This window comes from Paenibacillus silviterrae, assembly GCF_030167925.1.
Lineage (GTDB): Bacteria > Bacillota > Bacilli > Paenibacillales > NBRC-103111 > Paenibacillus_G > Paenibacillus_G silviterrae.
In genome coordinates this window covers 312,289-334,403 of the sequence record NZ_JASKUT010000002.1, presented here as the reverse complement: position 1 = coordinate 334,403, position 22,115 = coordinate 312,289, and the positions used below count along the sequence as shown (strand labels likewise).

17 protein-coding genes are annotated in these 22,115 nt (G+C 51.4%); 3 read left to right on the top strand and 14 right to left on the bottom strand.

The features are described 5' to 3' along the window. Nucleotides 1-58: 58 nt before the first annotated feature. A complete protein-coding gene (locus QMO62_RS25160) occupies nt 59-2,341 on the bottom strand; it encodes a glycoside hydrolase family 31 family protein (protein WP_284645255.1) in 2,283 nt (760 codons plus the stop codon). Nucleotides 2,342-2,477: 136 nt separating this feature from the next. Between QMO62_RS25160 and QMO62_RS25155 the strand changes: the two genes are divergently transcribed. Beyond that, on the top strand, nt 2,478-3,284 hold the full coding sequence (locus QMO62_RS25155; protein ID WP_284645254.1) for an AraC family transcriptional regulator: 807 nt from the start codon (nt 2,478-2,480) through the stop codon (nt 3,282-3,284). Here the strand turns inward: QMO62_RS25155 and QMO62_RS25150 are convergent, their stop codons facing one another. From QMO62_RS25150 to QMO62_RS25090, 13 genes are all read right to left on the bottom strand, one after another. Next, complete coding sequence (locus QMO62_RS25150) at nt 3,285-4,580, bottom strand: ABC transporter substrate-binding protein (protein ID WP_284645253.1); 1,296 nt, start codon at nt 4,578-4,580, stop codon at nt 3,285-3,287. A 575-nt stretch (nt 4,581-5,155) separates the two neighbouring features. Further along, nucleotides 5,156-6,799 carry a stalk domain-containing protein gene (locus tag QMO62_RS25145; RefSeq protein ID WP_284645252.1) on the bottom strand — a complete coding sequence of 548 codons (1,644 nt, stop codon included), beginning with the start codon at nt 6,797-6,799 and terminating at the stop codon, nt 5,156-5,158. A gap of 280 nt (nt 6,800-7,079) precedes the next feature. Continuing rightward, the gene (gene ilvD, locus QMO62_RS25140) at nt 7,080-8,771 is read right to left on the bottom strand and encodes a dihydroxy-acid dehydratase (RefSeq protein WP_284645251.1); all 1,692 of its coding nucleotides are present in this window, start codon (nt 8,769-8,771) and stop codon (nt 7,080-7,082) included. Between the two features lie 146 nt (nt 8,772-8,917). Then, nucleotides 8,918-9,988, bottom strand: coding sequence for a phage baseplate protein (locus QMO62_RS25135; protein ID WP_284645250.1), 1,071 nt, complete (start codon nt 9,986-9,988; stop codon nt 8,918-8,920). Next, nucleotides 9,985-10,773: a glycerophosphodiester phosphodiesterase family protein gene (locus QMO62_RS25130; RefSeq protein WP_284645249.1), complete on the bottom strand. Its 789-nt coding sequence runs from the start codon at nt 10,771-10,773 to the stop codon at nt 9,985-9,987. The genes QMO62_RS25135 and QMO62_RS25130 overlap by 4 nt, the downstream gene beginning before the upstream one ends. Nucleotides 10,774-10,803: 30 nt before the next feature. Next, nucleotides 10,804-12,141: an ABC transporter substrate-binding protein gene (locus QMO62_RS25125; protein ID WP_284645248.1), complete on the bottom strand. Its 1,338-nt coding sequence runs from the start codon at nt 12,139-12,141 to the stop codon at nt 10,804-10,806. A gap of 53 nt (nt 12,142-12,194) precedes the next feature. Next, complete coding sequence (locus tag QMO62_RS25120) at nt 12,195-13,004, bottom strand: carbohydrate ABC transporter permease (RefSeq protein WP_284646669.1); 810 nt, start codon at nt 13,002-13,004, stop codon at nt 12,195-12,197. A 57-nt stretch (nt 13,005-13,061) separates the two neighbouring features. Continuing rightward, nucleotides 13,062-13,940: a carbohydrate ABC transporter permease gene (locus QMO62_RS25115; RefSeq protein WP_284645247.1), complete on the bottom strand. Its 879-nt coding sequence runs from the start codon at nt 13,938-13,940 to the stop codon at nt 13,062-13,064. Continuing rightward, nucleotides 13,933-14,985 (bottom strand): ABC transporter ATP-binding protein, encoded by a 1,053-nt coding sequence (locus QMO62_RS25110; protein ID WP_284645245.1) that lies wholly within the window; start codon nt 14,983-14,985, stop codon nt 13,933-13,935. Before QMO62_RS25110 ends, QMO62_RS25115 begins: the two co-directional genes overlap by 8 nt. A 113-nt stretch (nt 14,986-15,098) precedes the next feature. Continuing rightward, nucleotides 15,099-16,193, bottom strand: a complete 1,095-nt coding sequence (locus tag QMO62_RS25105; RefSeq protein WP_284645244.1) for an alcohol dehydrogenase catalytic domain-containing protein — start codon at nt 16,191-16,193, stop codon at nt 15,099-15,101. Nucleotides 16,194-16,281: 88 nt separating this feature from the next. Continuing rightward, the gene (locus QMO62_RS25100) at nt 16,282-17,043 is read right to left on the bottom strand and encodes a DeoR/GlpR family DNA-binding transcription regulator (protein ID WP_284645243.1); all 762 of its coding nucleotides are present in this window, start codon (nt 17,041-17,043) and stop codon (nt 16,282-16,284) included. A gap of 607 nt (nt 17,044-17,650) precedes the next feature. Next, nucleotides 17,651-18,529: an aldo/keto reductase gene (locus QMO62_RS25095; RefSeq protein ID WP_284645242.1), complete on the bottom strand. Its 879-nt coding sequence runs from the start codon at nt 18,527-18,529 to the stop codon at nt 17,651-17,653. A 41-nt stretch (nt 18,530-18,570) separates the two neighbouring features. Beyond that, nucleotides 18,571-18,978: a VOC family protein gene (locus tag QMO62_RS25090; protein ID WP_284646668.1), complete on the bottom strand. Its 408-nt coding sequence runs from the start codon at nt 18,976-18,978 to the stop codon at nt 18,571-18,573. 304 nt (nt 18,979-19,282) lie between these two features. Between QMO62_RS25090 and QMO62_RS25085 the strand changes: the two genes are divergently transcribed. Both QMO62_RS25085 and QMO62_RS25080 read left to right on the top strand, forming a co-directional pair. Continuing rightward, a complete protein-coding gene (locus QMO62_RS25085) occupies nt 19,283-20,893 on the top strand; it encodes a spore germination protein (protein ID WP_284645241.1) in 1,611 nt (536 codons plus the stop codon). Nucleotides 20,894-20,912: 19 nt separating this feature from the next. Beyond that, nucleotides 20,913-22,103, top strand: coding sequence for a Ger(x)C family spore germination protein (locus tag QMO62_RS25080; RefSeq protein ID WP_348651726.1), 1,191 nt, complete (start codon nt 20,913-20,915; stop codon nt 22,101-22,103). Nucleotides 22,104-22,115: the final 12 nt, after the last annotated feature.

The following is a 22,115-nucleotide window of genomic DNA, read 5'->3' as shown; positions in this document are numbered from 1 at the left end:
AGGGAATCAATTGGAGATCGTTAAGTTCTCCATTGCTTCCGCAATTTGCTCTTTCTACTTACTCCTGTTTGTTGCCTTCCATTCCTCCTACCAATCGGTAGTTAGCCCCCTCGCGTAAACGGAAACGACAGGCTCCTGTTGAAGCGTTAAAGCGGAACGATACTTTGTCCCCAGATTCCGTCTCAACAATCTCCAAGGTATCGGGATTCCACCCTGTATTATCATTCGTGATACAAGAAGTATGCTTGCCGTCAGGATAACGGAACCTATACTGCGAGCCCTGCTGCCGAATAGGATACACCTCGGCGTATAACCGGCCGTCCTCTTCATCTCGAACGACGATAACTCCCTTCCCGCCGATAAATACCGGAATTTTATCCGGCGGCAATTCGTAACCTTTCAAGGTCACCGGGCCATAATAGACCGCTCCCGTTTCAAAATCGATCCACTTTCCTTCCGGCAAATACACGTCTCTCGCCGTCACCTGGGCGTAATCGCTGCCGTAAGCCGGAGCAGCCAGAAGGGAAGGGCCGAGCATCCACTCATATTGCTTCGTCTGCTTCGAAGCCAAGCCGTAAGTGTTCGTATCCGTCGGATACGCAATCGGAAGGGGCGTCATCGTATGCGGATATCCTGAATGAAAGCTGTCCAAAGCTGCGCTATAAATGTAAGGCGCCATAGCCGAATGCCAATCACAGGCTTTTTTGACAATGCCCTCGTAGGCTTCATGATTCATTTTCCATGGTCCGAGTCCTACGGACATCGCCGGGAACACGGCAGCAAACATGGCATTGCGCACAAAGTAGATCTTTTGATCCTCCGTCAACGGGGTTTTCAAATATTTACCCGCAATGATATCTACATAGACGTTTGACGCGCCGCTTGCCGCGTAGTTCAGCCCGTTAATGGCCGGGCGGTCCTGATCCATGCCGTACATCGTATCCTCCAGCCGCAAAATCTCCCCCGGCACGGAGTAGGCAGCATTACGAACCATCGAGTAATAGCCGGCCTCCATCAGCTTGGCGTTTGTCGCATTGCATTTGGCATCATTACGAAGCAGCGCGCCGTCCTTCAGCATCGTATCCTCCTTGAAGCCGTCTGCCCCCCAAAGCCTTGCCAGAGACGAATACCAATTCACCGCATCGGGCTTCCGGGCGTCCAACAAGTAAACGGCCCCTTTCGGAAACTGAACCCGGTACGTGATCGGACTCCCCTTCTCATCGGTTACGAAATAGCCCCGTTCCAGTCCTTCCTGAATAAAGTTACCGTCATTCAAAGCGTTGTAATGTCCCCCATGCTCAGGGAGTGCCTTAAAGCTAATCCGCAGCCCAAGAATCAGCTTCATCCCGCGGGAGTGGAAAAAATCTTTCAACCCCTCCTTGTCCGGATACCTGGGATTGGGCAGCCCGTCCGCTCTTCCTTCCTCGTATTCATCATCCCATATTCCGAAGCTGGTGGTAGCCCCCTGATCGTCCGCTTGCCGGTCTCCCTTCCAAAATCCGGAGCCGATGACGGCCCATTTTAAACGATAACCTTTATCAATATAGGCTTGAAGGTCCTCCTGCACGGACTGCTGATATGTATTCCACCCCAATGACCCGAAGGCTTCATAACCAACCTCGAAAAAATCGTACTTCGGCTTCAGGTCGGGGTATCCTTCCCGATGTCGCGCCAGCTTATAATCCATATAAATTTGCTCCGGCGGCCCGATAAAATAGTATAGACTGGAGACCGCTGTGACGCCGGACGCCCCCAGCGCGTTCTCTTCCCCGTTGATTCTCACCCGCTTTACACCGTCTTCAAAAAGCACCTGCGCAAAGCCTGACGCCGGAAACACGGCGAAATTGGACACGAAACGTTTGCCGTCGTTCGCATTCAAAAAGTGATTGTCGGTGATACCGAATACGTCCGTGCTATCTCCATAGCCTCCGTGATCTCCAAGCCCGTATACCGGCTGCAGCGGCGCCGTCCTTGCGTCAATGGTATACCTTCCCTCCGTCCGGGGGAGCACCTGCAGCTTAACAAAGCTGGAGGAGGGCTCGATCCGAACGTCCGCTTGATCCCCTTTACGATTTGTCACACAGATGTGCACTTGACTCTCGTTGAAGGAAACCAGCGCAGCGGATAACGCATCGTGAACCTCCTCTCCGTTTGGAGAGGAAAATCGGATTCCCGAAATCTCATGTGCCGCAGCAATGACTTCACGATCAGGTGAATGAAAGGAAAAGCAGCATCCGGTTGTATCCACCTGCATCAAATACCTCGCCGTACCAATAATCAGCCTACCCGGCTCCTCCTTCAGGGTAAAGCACTCCGCTAAACGGGATCCTTTGCGATCCATGGCTTCCGCCTCCAAACCTGTTTATTAATTTATCTTTAATTTCACTATACAGAATGAATATTTCTTTTAAAATGCACTGTATTTATATATAATCAATACAAAATTTCATATTCAACAAAGCTGGAGGGTTGCGACGATGGCCTTATTACCGTTCTGGTCTTTCCATCCCCAATTGATTCAATGTACTTATTGGGATCAAAAGCAGCAATTCTCGTATAAGGTGGATACCTATAATGAATGGATCATTTTTGCCGTCGAGGACGGCGCTTTTGAGTACGAAATCATGGAGCATTCGGGAACGGCCGTATTCGGCGATATTGTCGTTTGCCCGCCCGGCGCTCCCTTTTATCGGGAAGTCTTGACACCGCTTTCTTTCTTCTTCTTCCGGTTTCAATGGACGAATGGCAGCGACCCTATCGTGCCTTTCCACGAAACGATGCCTGTCGGTAAAATTACGATCAGAGATACCCGCAGGCTCGCCTCGGATTATTATCGCATAAAGCAGCTGCCTGACCTTACAGACCCTTTTCATTTGGCTTGGATTTCCCTTCACCTGAAGGACATTTTGTACTTGTACTGCTTCGAGTCCGGGCAGCCTGAGATCAAAGCGCCTCTACGCCACGATCCGCTCATGGAACACGCCGTTACCTTGATCAAACAGAAGGCCTTCGAGCCCTTCCGTATGAAGTCGCTGTCCGATTCACTCGGTCTGAACCCTGTGCAATTCACTCGAAGATTTCAGGCTGCCCTCGGTTCGACCCCGAGCGAGTATCTAACCCGCATTCGTCTACAGAAGGCCTGCACGTTGTTGATTACCGGGTCGCTTACCATAGAAGAGGTGGCCGAGCAATGCGGTTACGAGAACGGCTATTACTTAAGCAGGCTGTTCTCCAAAAAATTAAAGATGAGCCCTTCGCTCTACCGCAGGACTCATCAACTGTAATTACTTCACCGACTCGGTTTGCACCATCTTATTGATCTCTTCCTCCAGCTGGAAAAGAGCCGTGTTCACGTCGATTTTTCCGCTCAGGTATTCGGTAAATTTGTTTCGGACCATATTCTCCGCTTTTCCTCTAAACTTCGAGGCAATCGGATATTTCACCGGCTTGCTTTTGAAGATGCCCTGCACGTTTTTGCCTTTCAGCACCTCGCGGGCCGCGCCGAACTCGGATTTGAATTTGGGATCCTTCAGAGGAGTGACTCGCCCCTTTCTGGCGCTTTCCAGTTGAACTTCGTCCGAGATCGCTACATTGATGACCTGAAGCGCCTGCTCCTTATGCCGGCTCGTTTGCGTAATCATCAGCATATTGACACTGGCATTTCCATAGACGTTCGGTTTTTCCGGATAGCTCGGGTACTGCACCATATCCCAGTTCAATGCGTTCTTTGACGCTAGCTCCAAATCGTTAATGATGCTCAAATCCGTGTACATCGCGACGGTTTTCTCTTTCAGGAAGGCGTCCTTCCCCGAGCCTTTCGGCTCATTGCCCGGGATGGAGTAAAACGCTTTCACCATTTCGAACACTTGCTTCCACTGATCGTTATTGATAGTGGCTTTATCGGTTTTCGGATCGACCGCGGCGATACCTAACGGCTGGGAAACCCAGATGACGCTGTTGCCGGGATCAAAACCTCGTATTTGCGTGCCGTTGTCCATACCGGTCACCTTCTTGGACAGCTGAAGCACCTGATCCCAAGTCATACCGTCCGTCGGATACGGTACGCCGAATTTATCAAAAATATCTTTGTTGTAATACAAAGCATGGTAATTTAAGCTGATCGGAAGGCCGTAAAGCTCATCCTTGGCCGAGGCGATCTTGGAATCCTCCAAAATATAAGGCTCGAACCGGCTTAAATCGACATTATGCTGCTTCACTAACGGCGTCATATCGTAAAGCAGCTCCATGTCTTGGTAGGAAGCGAGCTTGCCGTTGTAAGTAAGCACGAGATCCGGCGTTTGACCTGCTGTGATTAATTCGGCCAGACTGGTTCCTTTGCCGGGCTTGATCAGCTCCAGGGTGATGTTAGGATGCTTCTTCTTCACTTGCTCTTGAATGTGAGTGATCAAATCTTCATCAATGTTGGTGTCCATGCTCATCGTGATGGTTACCGGGTCTGTACTGATAGCTGCGGGATTGTTCTTCACGTTTTCCGCCGCAGGCAGGCCCCCGGAGCAGCCCGAAAGGAGAATCGAGCCGGCAATACAAGAACCAACGAATGCTTTGCCCATATTTTTCATAAGCCCCCTCCTAAATGTATTAAATAAGATCTTTCTATTTCAATTTACACTATATACCATCCGTTTTTAATGCACGGAGTTATCAGCTGACTTGCACTCTATTTCATTGTTGTATAAAAAAATTAAACTTTCGGATCCACTCCTTGCTTGGCTCTCCATGGACTCCTTTGTAATTCTCGGGATAGGTTCCTATCCTTACCGTCGATTTGATCAAAATACATCCCGGTCGCCGGGCGAACCTAGTAATCTTCAAACTACATATTCCTGCAAAAATACAACTTTTTTCCACAATTTATAGCGTAACCAAATAGATTTCTGCGTATATACAACATTCCAAGACCATTACCCTCTTTTCAGCCTTTGTACTCTCCCAAAGATGCCTATTCTCACAAATTTCGTTCTGAACCTCACTTGGGACCGTGGATTTCTGCACTTTAGCAGCTTTGCCCCCCTTTGGTTGGGAAAGTGCGCTCGGGTTCAAAGGGAACTTCTTGAGCTCCGCTTAAAGCATCAAAAAAACCGATAACGACGTCCGGTAGGACGATTATCGGTTTGAATGCCTTACTCTCTTCAGCTTATTTTTTTTCGGCGAACTCGATTTTGGCGACGGAAGATCCGATTCCCGGGTCGTTAGGGAGATTATCCCCGCGCGGCAGGTCAAAGTTGCTTATATATAGCGTAGTGCCGACAAAATGCAAGCTCGCCGGGAACTCCAGCGGACCTTTGTTTCCGTTTTGAGTTACCTCCCTCACTTGGCCGTCAAGCGAGACGCGAACAATGGCGTTCCGTTCGTTCGCCGCAACATATACATCCCCGTCCGGACCGATCGTCAATCCGTCAGCACCATATAACAGCTCGCTTTGAGCTACCAGCTCAGAAGCACCCAGGGAGCCGTCTTCGTTGATCGCGAACCGGCTCACCTCGCCTGAGCTTGTATTAGCCACGTAAAGCTTGCCGTCCTTTCCGAAGGCTACGCCGTTAACGGTGATCATCTGTACGGAGCGGGCTGCAGTCAATCCGCTTTTGTAGGTGCTTACCTCGCCATCCGGTGTGACCTTATAAATATTTCCGTTCGCCCCTCCGCTCACATAAAGATTCCCTTTGGCATCGAAGGTTAATCCGTTAGCGCCTTGTACGCCGCTTGCGTACGTTTCGACTTTAGAGGTGTCGAATGCATCGCCTATGAGGTCTTGTTTGGTAACTTTGTAAATAACCCCTTCCATACCGCCGCTTGCTATGTACAAATGGCCAGCTGCATCAAAAGCCATGCCCGTAGCCATCCGGGGCAGCTCCGTCAATACTTCCACCTTCCCGCTTTTCCCCATAATGCGGTACAGCTTCTTCGAGTCCATCTCTACAGTAAAGACTCGATGCTGGTCGTCCGCAATGATTCCTTCGATTCGCATTCCGGTCGCTTTCTCCGGATCAAGGTCCGCTGCGATGGAAACATCCACGGAGTTAAACTTGATTACCTGCTTCACTTCGGGCACAACCGGCTTGTGATCGTTGCCGACTAACTGGACCGTCAGCGTATGCTCTCCCGGGCGCAAGTCCTTAAATACAACCGCCTCATTCTTATAAGCTTTCACTGCAGAAGGAGCATCGAGTTTCTCGGAATCGAGCCACAGGTGAACATGGCCTTCACCCGCCTTAGCTTCTTTGACAATATTGAAATCCTTCAAGAGATGGTTAAAAGCGAATACCGATACCTTTAGCTCGTTACCGACTACGTACCCGCCGGGAGTAATGCCGTGCACTTTAATAGACGGCTTCGCGTCCGTGGCTGTGCTCATCTGGACGAGCCTCGTCTTCGATTCATATCCGATTTGATAACCGAAGGCTTCAAACGCCAGGCGTACAGGAACAAAAACAGCCCCGTCTATGACCTGCAGCGGTGTGGAGGTTACTCTCTCCAAACCGTTCACCCGGTAGGCCTTCCCTGCCGTAAGCTCCAAAATATTGCTTTCCTTCTGGAAGGTTAGCATGCTTGTCCGACTATCCCATTTCGCTTCGGCTCCCAACTGCTTAGCCACAGCCTCGTAGGGGGCATAAAGGCTGCTCTCTACCAAGATTGCTTGACTTGCGAACGAAGCGTCTTTCCCGTTTACCTTAACCGGCATATCCGATTTGACTGACCCGGCTGCCCATCCGACCGACGTAGAAAACATCAGGCTGCATGTCAATACAGCGGCGGTCGATAACCATTTTTTTCTGCTCATTACAATAAGCCTCCTTAAATGGGTGTATGTTTAGCAACATCACCACTACGCATTGTAGTGCTGATGAGTAAAGAACAAGGTAAAGGAGCTCGTTTGGGGTCATCTGGCGTTGAATCGATGCGGCAGTTCAGAGGCAGGAAGTTCAGGAAGCGGTTTCATTAAAGGTAACTTCTTTTTCACTACTAATTTTAGTGGATAAAACTGTTAAATGCAATACGTATTTCCGAGCATCATTCAGTCCAAGGCTGCCGGTAGTCGGCGGCCTTGGACACATATTCGTTTATTCAATTAAGTCCGTGACCGCCCCTTTGGACGCGGAAGCGACGAGCCGGGCATATTTGGCCAGTACTCCCGAGGATACCTTCAGCGGAGGCTGCACCCATGCTTTCGCACGTGCCTCCCGCTCCTCCTCCGATACATCAAACGCGATTTGCTGCGTTTCACTGTCGATGGTGACGATATCCCCGTTCATCAACAGGGCGATCGGCCCGCCTACTTGTGCTTCCGGCGAGACGTGACCCACCACAAACCCATGGGAGCCGCCGGAGAATCTGCCGTCCGTGATCAGCGCAACCTCTCCCCCTAGTCCTTTGCCGACGATAAGGGCTGTGACGGACAGCATTTCCGGCATGCCCGGTCCGCCCTTCGGCCCGCAGTAGCGGATGACAAGCACGTCCCCTTTTTGAATCTCATCCTTTACTATCGCCTCCGTTGCTGCTTCCTCACTGTCAAATACCTTGGCCGGACCGACGAAACGCTGTTTCTTCATCCCTGACATTTTCGCAACGGCCCCCTCAGGAGAAAGATTTCCTTTCAGAACAACGAGCGGTCCGCTCGGCTTAAGCGGCTGACCTATCGGACGTATGATCTCTTGGCCATCAGGAAGCGATTCAGCCTCGGACAAATTTTCCGCCAAGGTTTTGCCGGTTACCGTAAGGCATTCCCCATGAAGAAGACCCTCCGCCAGCAGCAGCTTCATCACACCGGGCACACCGCCAATCTCGTTCAAATCCTGCATGGCATAGTGACCGCTCGGCTTCAGGTCGGCAAGGTGGGGAACCCGCAAACGGATTCGCTCAAAATCGTCCAAGCTTACATCCACCCCAACCGAATGCGCAATCGCCAGCAGATGCAAGAAGGCATTCGTCGATCCGCCTAAGGCCATAACTACTGTAATAGCATTTTCGAAGGCTTTCTTGGTCATAATGTCTTTGGGGTAGATCTCCTGCTCAAGCAAAGCCAAGACCTGCCTTCCCGCTTCGGCACATTCCGCTGCTTTCAGGGAGGAAATCGCAGGGGTCGAAGAGGACCCCGGGAGACTCATCCCCATCGCTTCCGCGGCAGCGGCCATGGTGTTCGCCGTATACATCCCGCCGCACGAGCCTGGCCCCGGGCAAGCACTGCATTCAATCTTATGGAGCTGTTCTTCCGTCATTTTCCCGTCATGATATTGGCCGACCGCCTCGAAAGCCGTAACGATATCGATGTTCCTGCCGTCAAGACGGCCAGGCTGAATCGTTCCCCCGTAAACATAGACGGAGGGAAGGTTCATCCGGCCGATTGCCATCAAGCAAGCCGGGGTGTTCTTATCGCAGCCCCCGATAGCAACGAGCCCGTCGAAGCGCTCGGCTCCGGCAACGATCTCAATCGAATCCGCGATAGCTTCACGGCTTGGCAGCGAGAAGAGCATCCCTCCATGACCCATCGAAATGCCGTCGGATACTGTAATCGTATTAAAAATAAGCGGCGCTCCGCCATGTTCTCGAACCCCTTGCTTCGCCTGCACAGCCAGCTCGTTGATGTGCATATTGCACGGGGTCACTTCACTCCATGTACTGGCTACGCCGATCATCGGCTTTTGAAAATCATCATCAGTAAAGCCGACGGCTCGCAGCATGGCCCTGTTCGGTACTCTATTCACCCCCTCGCTGATAACCTTGCTCCGAATCCGTAAATCCTTCTTCTCGGTCATAACCGCTTCACTCCTATACGCAATATGTTATATGCAATATATCGCATATGAATATTTTGTGCAAGTGGTTTTGAAAATAAAAAACAGCTGCCATATGTGAAGCTTAGCAGCTGTCCTTTATGGAAGAGGCTTGTATTCCCTTAGCCTCAATTCCCTCTCTTGCTGTGAATGATCGCTTCCGCCGGCAGAAGCTCATCTAATGTGTAGATACTCGCCCACCGGTTCGGCGTAAAGTTGGTAGCAAATCCGAAGCTCAGCTCCGCCTTGTGGGGATGTCTAAGATCCGGGATACGGATCGCCATTCCTTCCGGTTCTCTGAAGGTGAGCGATTGTCCGGCTGTCATCAGTTCCTTATCGAGCACTTCGCCCGTTTTCCAATCCACCGCTGTAATGTAAGTATTCCCCTCCGGTGCAACGGAGCCGCTGGAGCCGTAAGCATTGCCCTCGAGCAAATACAGATACCCGCCGTAGGACGCAAAGCCCTGGAAGGTACCGACCGTCGGCTGAGGCACATCGGCTATCGCCGTGTAATTCCCCTTCTTCACTTCCTCCAGCGGATACACCCCGAAGCGGAAGGAAACGTCCTTGCGATAGCGCATCGTGAGCTGGCCGGTCGCCGCATCGATATTGACCGTAGTCCGGTCCGCTCCCTCCACCAGACGGTGCTTCTCCAGCTCAGGCGAGCTTGGAGTGAGAATCTTGCCGTTCTCGAACGGGAACCGTGCAATCTGAGTCCCCCAGCCGCTGCTGCCCTCCGTTACGGAGTCCGTTTCCGTCCATAAGTATGCCTTATCGCCTACTGTTTCCACTCCGATCTGGACACCATGGCCGAAGCCCTTCAGGAACATGTACCCGAGCTTATTCCCTTCCATATCCAGCTGTGTTAACGTCAAGTCTCCGTTCTTGTCCCGGTTGGCACCGCTTACCGGTGCGGTCTCGCCCGGAAGCTGCTGTCCGCCCGCCATTAGCTGCACGACATAAATATGCTGGTTCACGTTATCGAAGGCGAACGATTGAAGCACCGTGCCGTTATGAAGCGCCTTGTCACGGAACAGCTCGTTCGCCGTCCCCGACAAAACGAACATCTTGGACTCCAGCGCAGGGCGCTCCGCCAAACTGGTCGATGCCGCAACAGGCAGCAAACTTACCGCTGTCAGCCCTAGCACCATGGAGAGTAGCAAACGCCGTTTTCCTTGCTTCTTCGTATAAAAATTCATACTGCACCTCCGTTATTAACGGCTTCCGCCGCGATTTGCTTGCGAATGCTCATAGCCGGATACGGGTTGTTCACAGTCATCAGGTTGGCGCCGCAGCCGAGCGAGTCATACACCTGCTGATCCTGATCGGGGCAATACGACCAGGCGAGAATCCCCATCTCCTCAAATTGCTTCACGAGCTGCGAATTCAGCAGCTTCATACTGATCCCAACCGCCCACATCTTCGAATACGTACCTTCGGGACCCTCTGCAAAATTGGACATCAGTTCCCCCGGAAAGCCCTGGGTTTTGAGTCCATACCGGTCATGGATGTAGGCGACGATGTCCGCGTCGAAGCTGGTGAACACGCATCGGGGCAAGTAGCGGTGACGCTCAAGCATGGAAATCGCCTGATCGGCCACCGCCCGGGCATCGGGGCTTGGCTTGATCTCCACATTCAGCAGCACATCCGGATAGTCTGCAAGCAGGCCGCAGAACTCCTCGAAGGTAGGGATCTTGAGCCCTTCGAATACGGGATGAAACCAGCCGCCTGCATCCAGCTGCTTCAGCTCGTTCGCCGTATAGTCCCCGACCCGGCCCGAGCCGTTTGTAGTTCGGTCCAGCGTGGCGTCGTGAATGACCATCACGACGCCGTCCTTGGACATCCGCAAATCCAGCTCCAGCATATCTACTCCGAGCTCAAGCGCCTCACGGAAAGCGAGGAGCGTGTTCTCCGGATATTCGCATTTCAGACCTCTATGTGCCGCAATGGTGATGGAGTTCTTATTCTCAAGACGATTGATCATAGTAAACTCAATCCTTTCCCTTTCCGGCTCTTACTGCTTCAGCAAACGCTCCGCTTCCTTCTTGAACGTATCCAGAGTCGACTCGATGTTCTTGTTATCGTACATAATCGCCTGGATTCCTTTGAAAAACTCCTGCATGATGGCAGGCCAAGCTACGTGCTTATTGGTATCGACGGCATATTGAAGCTGATCGTATGCCACCTTTCGGTTCGGCTCCTTCGCCCAAAGATCCTTCATCTGCTGCGACTCAACCATCTTCTTGGTGAAAGGCAAATACCCGGTATCCAGCACGAACTGCTGGCCGCCCTTCGGATCCTGCATCATCCACTTAATAAACTCGAAGGCTGCATCCTTATTCTTGGAGCCTGCCATCAGTGCTACGTTCGCTCCACCCGTAGGGTTGGCGTACACCTGGTCCATCGGCAGGAACGCCGTCACATAGTCAAATTTCACATTGCTGGTAAGGCTGCCGATCACGCCTGTCGACTGGAACATCATGCCGATTTTACCACTTGTAAACATTTGGTTGACGATATTGCCCGAATCCTGCTGCGGCGGATAATACAGTCCTCCGGAGGCTTGCATCTCCTTGAGGAATTTGAAGGCTTTCACGCCTTCGCCATTCGTAAAGCCGATCGACGTTCCGGCATCGTTGAAGAATTTGCCCTTTGCCTGGCTGATCATCGCGATCGGATACCACGTATCGTAAGGCATGCTGTAGCCGTACCGTTTGATTTCATTGCCTTCCTTAATCACAAGCGCATTCGCGACCTTCCTCAAGTCATCCCACGTTTTAGGAATGGCCAGCCCTTTCTCATCCAGCATCGTTTTGTTGACATGAAGGATCGGGGTGGAACGGTTGAGCGGGAGCGAGACCAGCTTTTTGTTAAAGGTCGAATGCCCCATCAGTCCCGGCGTAAACTCATCCACGCTCATGCCGGTCTTCTTGAAGAACGGGTTCATATCCTCCAACACATCCGAGTCGGCGAAAAGCTGAACGTAGGCTCGCTCCAGCATCGCCACGTCCGGTGCCGTCTTGGCCGCAACGGCTTGCTGCAGCTTGGTAACCGTCTCGTCATAGCCCCCCTGGAACGTGCCTACGACCTCAATCTTGCTCTGCGATTCGTTGAAGCGTTTGATCATGGCGTCGGTATATTCCCCGTTCTTTCCTCCAAGGGAATGCCAGAAGTTCACCGTAATCTTGCCGTTACTGCCTGCAGCGGGAGCAGCAGGGGTCGCTGAGGAAGCCGGTGCGGCAGGTGTACTGCCGCTAGGGCCTGTCGGCTGCTGCTGCCCGCCGGAACAGCCGGCGAGCACTGTGGATATCATTGTCGTTGCCATCAAAACCGTCGAAAACTTTTTCTTCATGGATCAAAACCTCCGCTCAATGAGTAGTTTTTATAACTGAAATCCAACATGTTTTACTTAATTCCTGAGTACACAAACGCCCTTACAATCTGCTTGGAGGCAAATAGATATACGATCAGAATCGGCACGACCAGCACAACGTTCCCGGCCATAATAATGTGCCAGTTACTGATGCCTTCCGTCTCCCGGAGCATGGCGATTCCCATCGTAAGCGGCCTGACGGCAGCCGAGTCGGTCATAACGAGCGGCCAGAAATAGTCGTTCCAATGGCTGACGAAGCTGAACAATGCAATGGTCGCCAAGGCGGGCATCGACATCGGGATCATGATTTTCCATATGATTTTGAACTCCGAGCTGTTATCCAGCCTTGCCGATTCGATAATTTCTTGAGGCACCTGCATGAAATACTGGCGCAGCAGGAAGATCCCGAAGGCATTGGACATGAACGGAATGATCTGCGGAAGCAGAGTGTCGATAATCCCCCAATCGGCTAGCATCAGGTAGACCGGAATGAAGGTTACTTGCCCGGGAATCATAAAGGCCAGCAGCACCATAGAGAACAAAATCTCTTTCCCGGCAAAACGGTATTTGGCAAACGCATAAGCCGCCGGGACCATGACGATCAGCTGCAGGAGAATGATCGTGAAGGTGACGATGACCGAATTTTGCGCATAGGTTAAGAAAGGGCCGGCCCTCATCGCTTCTACGAAGTTGATCCATTGCGGCCATGCCGGTATCCAGGTCGGCGGGAAAGCCATTGTCTCCTGGAAGGTCTGAAGCGAGGTGGAGATCATCCATAAGAACGGAAAAACGAATATCATCAGAATGGCAGCCTTCAATACAATGTCCAAGGCCGATCTCATGTATTTCCAATCAAAAGTCAACGGTTACCCCCCTTTGTCGTATTCAAGCTTAGCTCCTTATTGGTAATGCACCTTTTTGGAGAGTAACCGGAAGTAGACGAAGGTCAGCAGTGCGATGATGGCCATCAGCACCACTCCGGTAGCGGAAGCATAACCAATACTGTTGGTTCTGAATTCGTAGATGTAATAAACGAGCGTTGTCGTAGCCGCATTCGGACCGCCTGCGGTCATAATCTTCACCGTATCGAACACCTTAAACGAACCGATGGTCATAATAATCAGGATAAAGAACAGCTGCGGAGAAATGAGCGGCAGCGTAATTTTATAAAATACCTTGAATCTGCTGGCGTTATCGAGTGCAGCCGCCTCGTAGATGGTAGGCGGTATGCTTTGCAGTGCTGCGACGATAATTAATGTGTAGTATCCGATGTTTTGCCACACGGAAACGATAATAATAGAAATCATCGCGGTCTTGGAGCTCTGCAGCCATTGCGACGGCGGCAGACCGATCGCCTTAAACAAGTAATTCAGCATCCCGTAATTCGGCTCCATCAGCCACATCCATACCAATGCAACCGATACGATGGAGATGATGTGCGGGGTAAAAATCCCGGCCTGCACCAACGCATTCAAGCGAGTCTTCTTATTGAGCCACACCGCAATGAGCAGCGATAAGAGCATGGTCAGCGCAACGACCCCCACCGTATAAACCACCGTATTGGTGAGCGCTGCATAGAAGTCCTCACGAGTGAAGATTTGCGTGAAATTGTCCGTGCCGATAAATTTGCTTTTATCCTTGTTGAGCAAATTGTATTTATAAAAGCTTAATTTGATCAAATAAATGACGGGATAGATGACAAAGAGAATGATACCGGTCATAGCGGGCAGGACCATGAGATAAGGACGGATCAGCTCCCAAATTCTTCTCTTATCCATGACACTGTCCTCTAAGCGCTTTCAAATAGTCGTCATGGCGAGCGTCGTTCTTGCGAATTCGCTGCTCATCTGCCCCGAAGAAATAGATTTTGTCGGCGTCCACACCCAAATACACTTCCTGACCGGAGGAATACAGGTCTTCCGTACATTTCACCATGAAGGAATGGCGCTCCGACCTGATTTGGTAGATCGTTTCCGAGCCCAGCATCTCTCTGGTGACAATCTGTCCGCGAATCGAATAATGCTGCTCTCCCTGCTCCGCAGACAAAACTGCGCTTTCCGGGCGAAATCCGAAGCTCGCCCCATCCGTGCCAAGCTCCCCCACGTTCATTGGCGGAACCCCGATGAATTGCGCCGCGAACAGGTTGCTCGGATTGCGGTAGATCACCTCCGGCGCCGCTTCCTGTTGAATTTTCCCTTTGTTCATGAGTACGATCGTATCGGCCATCGACATGGCCTCCACTTGGTCATGCGTCACATAGACAAAGGTGGTGCCGAGCTTCTTATGCATCTCGATCAGCTCGATCCGCATCTGGACCCGGAGCTTGGCGTCCAGGTTGGAAAGCGGCTCATCCATGAGAAACACGGATGGCTTCTTCACCATAGCGCGTGCCAAGGCAACCCGTTGGCGCTGCCCCCCGGACAGGGTAGACGGCTTGCGGTCCAGGTAATCGTACAATCCTACAGTAGAGCTGATGCTATCCACCAGACGGGTTCTCTCTTCCTTCGGCACCTTATTATTTTTCAAGCCGAATTCTATGTTCTCCCTCACCGACATCGTGGGGTAGATCGCATAGTTTTGAAACACCATCGCCACCCCTCTTTGGCCTGGAGCGGTTCGGGTCACATCCTTGCCGTTGATCAGAACGGAACCCGAGGTATGCGGGTCAAGACCGGCGATCATGCGCAGAAGGGTCGTCTTCCCGCACCCGGACGGACCTACCAATACGGTAAATTTGCCGTCTTCAATCTTGAGATTCAAGTCTTGAATGATCACGTTATTGCCAAAAGACTGCGTCACTTTCACGAATTCAATCGATGCCAAGAGCCAGCCTCCTTATCTTTAGTTGTAATTAAGCGCTTACAAGCCGCTCCAAAAACTTCGGATGTTAACTGCCGGGCTTTTGTGATACAATCCTAGGTAAGACTTCCACTGTGTCACCAGTGAAAGTCCAGGATTGTTTTTTTCCAGTCCCTGTGAGATAAGGCAGATTCCAAAGCGCCAGCGAGGTCCTCTGCCTTGCTCACCTCCGTAAATTTCCCCGGAAGCAATCTTCTTAATGTGTCTTGACATTCCTGCTGCATCATCACCTGAAGCACATCCTGGAAGTCCTGTATCGAGCTGCGGCTGCTGCCGTGAATCGTAATCCCTTTCTCCAGCACATCCCGCGTGTTGATCGGTACCAGTTCCTCACTCACTCCCATGGCAATCAAGTGTCCACCGGGCTTCAGAAGGTTTATCCCTTGATTCACTGCGCTTTCGCTAAAGCGGCCCCCTGTACATTCGAAGACAATGTCCGCCTTCTGTCCGGAGAAGAAATCATAGCTTTGAACCATCTCCGTCTTGGCAAAAGAGAACTGATCCAGCTTCTCCCGAATCGCTCCGAATACCATAAGCCTGTCGGAGTCCACACCGAATGCATAATGCACAATCGCTGCCGTCAAATATCCGACAGGTCCGTCTCCGAACACGGCTACCTGCGCCCGATTCAACAGATGGCTCACGCTTCTGGCCGCCCGGTAGGAAACGCTGCACAGCTCTGTAAGCACGGCAATTTCATCCGGGACGGAGGGAGGAATCGGTATGGCGCACGGCTCTGGAAGAACTAACCGGCTTTGGGCGATCCCGTCTGTGCCGCTACCCAAAAATTCCGAGCGGTAGCAGTAATTGTCTTCAATTTCATTCCTGCATGCCGGACAGCATTGCTCCCGCTCCAGCTCGTGGAGCAGATAGCCTGGCACATTCGGCACAATGACTACGCGTTGCCCTACGGCAAGCTTCGTTTCGTTGGTTTCGACCACTCTTCCGATGCCTTCGTGCAGCAATGCCATGGGAAGCTTCTTGGCCAATACCTCCGGCTTCCTCATTCCGCCGAAGTAACGCAGATCGGCGTGGCAGATGCTCGCCATCGTCGGCTCTATGGCCACATACCCTCTGCGAAGCGGTCTTTCGATAAGAAGCTCCTCAATTTCGCTTGGCTTCGTCAGCCGCAAAGTACGCGATTGTACATTGCCTATTCGTGAATGTAACACGAATGGTAACACCTCCATCTTAATTTCATGCTATTTATGTGAACTCCACGGCCCTTAGAGCAGCCGCGAAGGAGTCACCCAAGGAAGGTTAGGCAAGAAGCACATTCACACCGGCTTCCTGAAATTGCCTGCGTTCATACTCCGCCAATTCCTTACCGGTAATTAGCGTGTGAATCGCGCTGTTCGGGGCGACCTTATGCAGCGAAAGCTTGCCGATCTTCGAATCGTCGGCTACGACAATTACTTCCTGGGCCGCTTGGATCATCCCCTGCTTCGCCGTGACGAGCTGCGCCTCCGGATGCATGAGTCCGTGCTTCGGGTGAATCGCCGGCGTCCCGATGAACGCTTTGGATACATGCAGCGACCGGAGCACCTGATCGGTAAACATCCCGTTCAGCATGAAGCTGGACGGATACAGCTCGCCACCGGTAACGGTCACCTTTACGCCCGGAGCATCTCTTAGCTCGGCAGCGACGTTGATATCATTCGTCACCACGGTCAAATTCGAGCGGTGCACCAGGTTCTTGGCGATATGTAATGTGGTGGTGCCGGAGTCGATGATAATGTTCTCCCCATCCTCCACCATGCTTGCCGCCAGCTGCCCGATCCGCATCTTTTGATCCAGCTGCACGTTAGACCTCTCATTAAATGAAGGCTCGTTATGCGTCAGCTGCTCTACAATGACACCGCCGTGCGTTCTTTTCAATAACCCCTCGTGCTCAAGCTCCGCCAAATCCCTGCGGATGGTCGCTTCGTGGACATCGAATTCCACCGCCAGCTTAGCCACGGAAGCGACACGATACTGCCTTACAAAGTCTACGATTCTTAATTTGCGTTCAGCAGGTAACATCGAGAATCCTCCTCCCGAAAAATTGCTCATATATGTTCACTAAATGTTTATAATTGCTCGTTTGAATACCTTAAGGTTACCTTTGAAAGCCCTTTCTGTCAATATGTTTGATAAAAAAAAGTAAAATCAACCGTTTAATTTGCATAAGCACGCATAATCTTACACTTTGAACACGGAATTGTTTATTTTTGTTCGTTGGCTTCAGAGGTTTAAACCCCACGCCATTCCCACTTCGGGCTACTTCTTGCTTGTTTCTGCTTTCCTTTTTCCTAAGACATTCCGGCCAGAGGTGGGAGTCTGTTCATTTGGGAGCATTCTAATTGTGCAAATGCGCAACTTTTTCCCGATGGTTTCCATCGGAATCAAAAGATTTCTGCGTATTAACAACATTCCTGGACCATTTGCCTCGTTCTAACCCGTTGCATTCTCCCAAAGATGCTTATTCTCACAAATCTCGTTCCGAGCCTCTCTTGGGCTCGTCGATTTATGCACATTAGCAGCATTGCAGCCCTAGGTAAAGCCGGTTCACAGAAGTACATTCGTGTCTAAATAAGCTATTGCACGAAAAACCGCCAGGAATACATCCTGACGGTTCAATCCAAAAAGCTTACGCTATGGACGTAGGTGCGCCGAAAATCGAAGTGTATCCGCTGATCGAGCTCAGGACCCGTTCCGCTTCTTCATCCGTCATCGAGCCGAAGCGCTCCGCCGCGTCAACGATTTTGGGGAATAGGTGAATGTCTCCCGCTGTAGCGAAGCCCTTCAATCCAGGGAACGAAAGAATAAAATGTACACAGGCATCGATGACATGCTGCTGATCGAAGGGCTCATACCAGGTTGCATAAGACCGCTGCTGACCTTCCGCCCACGGTCCCTTCGCTATCGCCTTGATTGCGCGAACCGCGGCCTGCTGCTTCTCCGCTTCCTCCATTAAGGCATCGAAGGCCTCACGATACTCAGGCAAGGAATACATGTAGTAATTGAGCGGCAAAAGCACAGTCTCGAAGGGGAAGCGCTTTAATGCCTCCAGATGTGTGGCCGGAGCCTGATGTCCGTGACCCGTTATGCCGATCGCTTTAACGATCCCCTCCTCCTTCGCTTCCACCGCAGCCTCTAAGGATCCGCCTTGGGCCGTACATTTGTCCAGCTCCTCCAATGTGCCTACTGCGTGAAGCTGCAGCAGATCTACCGAGTCAACCCGCATCCGTTCCAAGGAGCGATAGATTTCTTCCTTCGCCTGAGCCTTCGTTCGCATCCCGGTCTTCGTTGCCAGGAAAATGTCATTACGTACCTGGCTGATCATCGGACCCATACGCAGCTCTGCGTCTCCATAGCTGGCGGCCGTATCAAAATGATTCACACCGTGCTCCAGAGCATAACGTATGGACTCGTCCGCTTCGGCCTGTGTTACGTTCCCCAGACTCGCGGCACCGAACATCACCACAGAGCTCTCATGACCGGTTCTTCCTAAGGTCCGCTTGATCATTGACAATGCCTCCCGTTTATTTCGTATGTAATTAGTATGATTTAACTATTCATCTGCGGAGAACCCGGCGACAGCTGCATCAGCTCCACCCGATTCCCGTCCGGATCCCGGACCCAGCACTGATAATTCGTGTCCTTCCCCTGCTTCGGCTCCACATCAAGGGGAATTCCGTTCGATCTCAGATGGGCAGCTGCCTCATGAATATCGTACACCTCCAAGCAAAGATGATCGAACCCAATCTGTCCCCGCTGCGTCTCAGGCTTATGCTGCCCGCCGTAGAACAGCTCGATAAACTGTCCTTCACATACCTTGACATACACAATCCATGGACTGCCGTCGTCCTTATGAAGCTCGAACGCTTTAGTCAATCCAAGGATATCGCAATAAAAATGAAGCGATCGTTCCATATCTTCTACAATCAATGCAAGATGTCCTAACCGTTTGATCAAAGCCAAGGCATTCATCTCCTTATCTTATATCAGATTGCCGGTCGCACTTCCAATATAACACATCCCGAAGCCTTACGGTGAGGCGCTTTCAAGTGTAAATGCCTGATCTTTAAGCAACAAAAATAACCCGGAAGGTTGAACACCGCTCCTTTCGCGTTCACCCCTGCCGGGCTATTTTCTAGTGCTGTTTCAATAGCTATTAGGGGCTAGCTTTTTAACGTTTATAAGAACCTCCCCGCTTGGGCATACCAATAAACGCATAAGTAGTATATTATTGGTAATCCTAACTCTGCATATATCCTAAATGAAGGACAATCCGGCTATGCTCTTTTTCAAGAAAGGCAAACACAATCCCCAAACAAGAAAACAGAAGATTCCTCACTCTGTCAATCAGCTCAAGCAACCCCTGTCCTCCAGTATTGCGGAAAATATTAATGATATTCTCCATGCTGTCGGGACCAGTGATGACATCGTCACTCGATCGTTTCGGGCGGGGCCGGACGGGCAAATCAATGCCTGCATTCTGTTTACCGACGGTTTGACAGATATCATATCGGTTCAGCAATTTGTTATCGATCCTTTGATGAACCGTGTAGGTCAATCTGAGCTGGACAAGCTGCTCACGATGGGCAATCTTCTGGTGGTTGGGCTGAAGGAGCTCGTTTTGTCGGCGGGGTCCATCCGGGATATTGCGGATAGAGGTACCTTGCTGGACTCACTGTTGTCGGGGCATGTCATTTTGCTGGTGGACGGTTACCCGCAAGCCTTGGCGATCGACATGAGCAAGTCGGAGGACCGCGGCGTATCGGAGACAATGTCGCAGACCGTCGTTCGCGGACCGAAAGAGGCCTTCACGGAAAAACTGCGGACCAATACGTCGCTGCTGCGGCGTAAGATTAAAGACTCGAGGCTCTGGCTCGAAAACGTATCCATCGGCCGTATTACCAAAACATCCGTTTCCATAATGTACGTCAAAGGCTTGGCCAACGAAAAAATCGTCGAAGAAGTCCGGAGCCGACTTGGCCGCATCGATTTGGACGGCATTCTCGAGGGCAGCTATATCGAAGAAATGATTGAGGACAGTACTTGGACGCCATTTCCGACTGTGTTCAACTCGGAACGGCCGGATGTTATTGCCGCCGGGCTGCTCGAAGGACGAATCGCCATTCTGGTAGACGGATCCCCTTTCGTGCTGATGGTTCCTGCCCTGTTCACCCAATTCTACCAAGCTGCGGAAGATCATTATCAGCGCGCTGATATCAGTTCATTGATGCGTTTCTTGAGAATTATCGCCTTAATCATCGCTCTCAGTGCGCCATCGCTTTACATTGCAATAACAACGTTCCATCAGGAGATGCTCCCGACCCGGCTGCTGCTGAGCTTGGCGGCACAGCGGGAAGGGGTGCCATTTCCCGCCTTTATCGAGGCGTTGATTATGGAGATTACATTCGAAATCTTGCGGGAGGCCGGAATCCGCATGCCTAGAGCCGTCGGACAGGCCATCTCGATCGTAGGCACGCTTGTTATCGGCCAAGCCGCAGTAGAAGCCGGAATCGTATCCGCTGCGATGGTCATCGTCGTTGCGATTACGGCGATTTCCAGCTTTGTCATTCCCGCTTATAACCTTTCCATCAGCATTCGCATGCTTCGCTTTCTATTGATGGGGCTAGCTGCCTCCTTCGGCTTGTACGGCATCACCATCGTCACGATTATATTGATTCTGCATATGTGCAGCTTGCGCTCCTTCGGCGTTCCTTATATGAGTCCGTTTGCCCCCTTCATAGGCGAGGACCAGAAGGATGCCATCTTCCGGCTGCCGCGCTGGATGCTGCGTACACGGCCGAAACTGGTCAGTGAGCAAGATATGGTTCGGGAGCAGCCGACGCCCGCTCCGAAATCCCGAGGCTCCAATTGACGACAGGGGAGGTATTCATTTGGGCAAGCGAATACATAAGCTGATCTTGCCGCTGGCTTGCATCACTCTCATCTTGTCCGGCTGCTGGAATCGCCGGGAAATGAACGAGCTTGCAATCAACATGGGTCTCGGCATTGACAAAGTCGGCAAGGAATACCGAATCACGGCACAAGTGGTCAATCCTAGAGAAGTGGCAGCAAAAGGAGGAGGAGGGGGCGAGTCTGCAGTGACCGTATATCAAGCATCAGGAGTTACCATCTTTGATGCGATCAGGAGAATCACAGAGGAAAGTCCGCGAAGACTTTACATGTCGCACCTGCGTGTTCTCGTTTTGGGAGAAGGCTTGGCAAAGCAAGGAATCGGTCCTGTATTAGACTACCTCTCCAGGGATCATGAACTGCGTACCGACTTCTACATCGTTGTCGCCAAGGATACGCGTGCGGAAGAAATCCTTAAAGTGCAGACCGCCATCGAGGAGGTCCCCGCGAACAAACTGTTCACCTCGATGTACGAGTCCCAGAAATCATGGGCTCCCACGGTGACGGTGACGCTCGACAAGCTGATTACAGATTTGGTCAGCGAAGGAAAGAACCCTGTGCTAACCTCCGTAAAGCTCATTGGCAAGGCTTCGAACCCACAGGTGAAAACAAACCAGACGCCTAATCCACAACCGCGAATCAAGCTTTCAGGACTGGCCGTGTTCAGAAAGGATAAGCTGATCGGTTGGCTGGACGAGGAGCAAAGTAAAGGGTATTCCTTTCTCATCGATAAAGTGGCGAACACCGTAGGGAGAATCACGTGCCCTGACGGGGGAAAGCTGAACCTGGAAATCGTACGAACCAAAACCGATACGAAAGGCAGAGTCGTTAACGGCAAGCCTGAGATCCGAATCGATATCCACAGTGAAGGAAATATCGGAGAGGTGCAATGCCAAATCGATTTGACAAAGCCGGAAACGATCACCGAGCTGGAGAACATTGCGAATGAGCGATTGAAGCAAATCATACTGCAAACAATCAATACTGTACAGAAAAACTACAAAACCGATATTTTCGGCTTCGGGGAAACGATTCGCCGCTCGGATCCGAAGGGCTGGAAACAAATCAGGGAGGATTGGGACAAGCTATTCCCTGAAATGACGGTACAAGTCAACACGGATAACCAAATCCGAAGGCTCGGGACAGTCACCAATCCCATTTTCAAGCAATGAAAGGAGTGAATC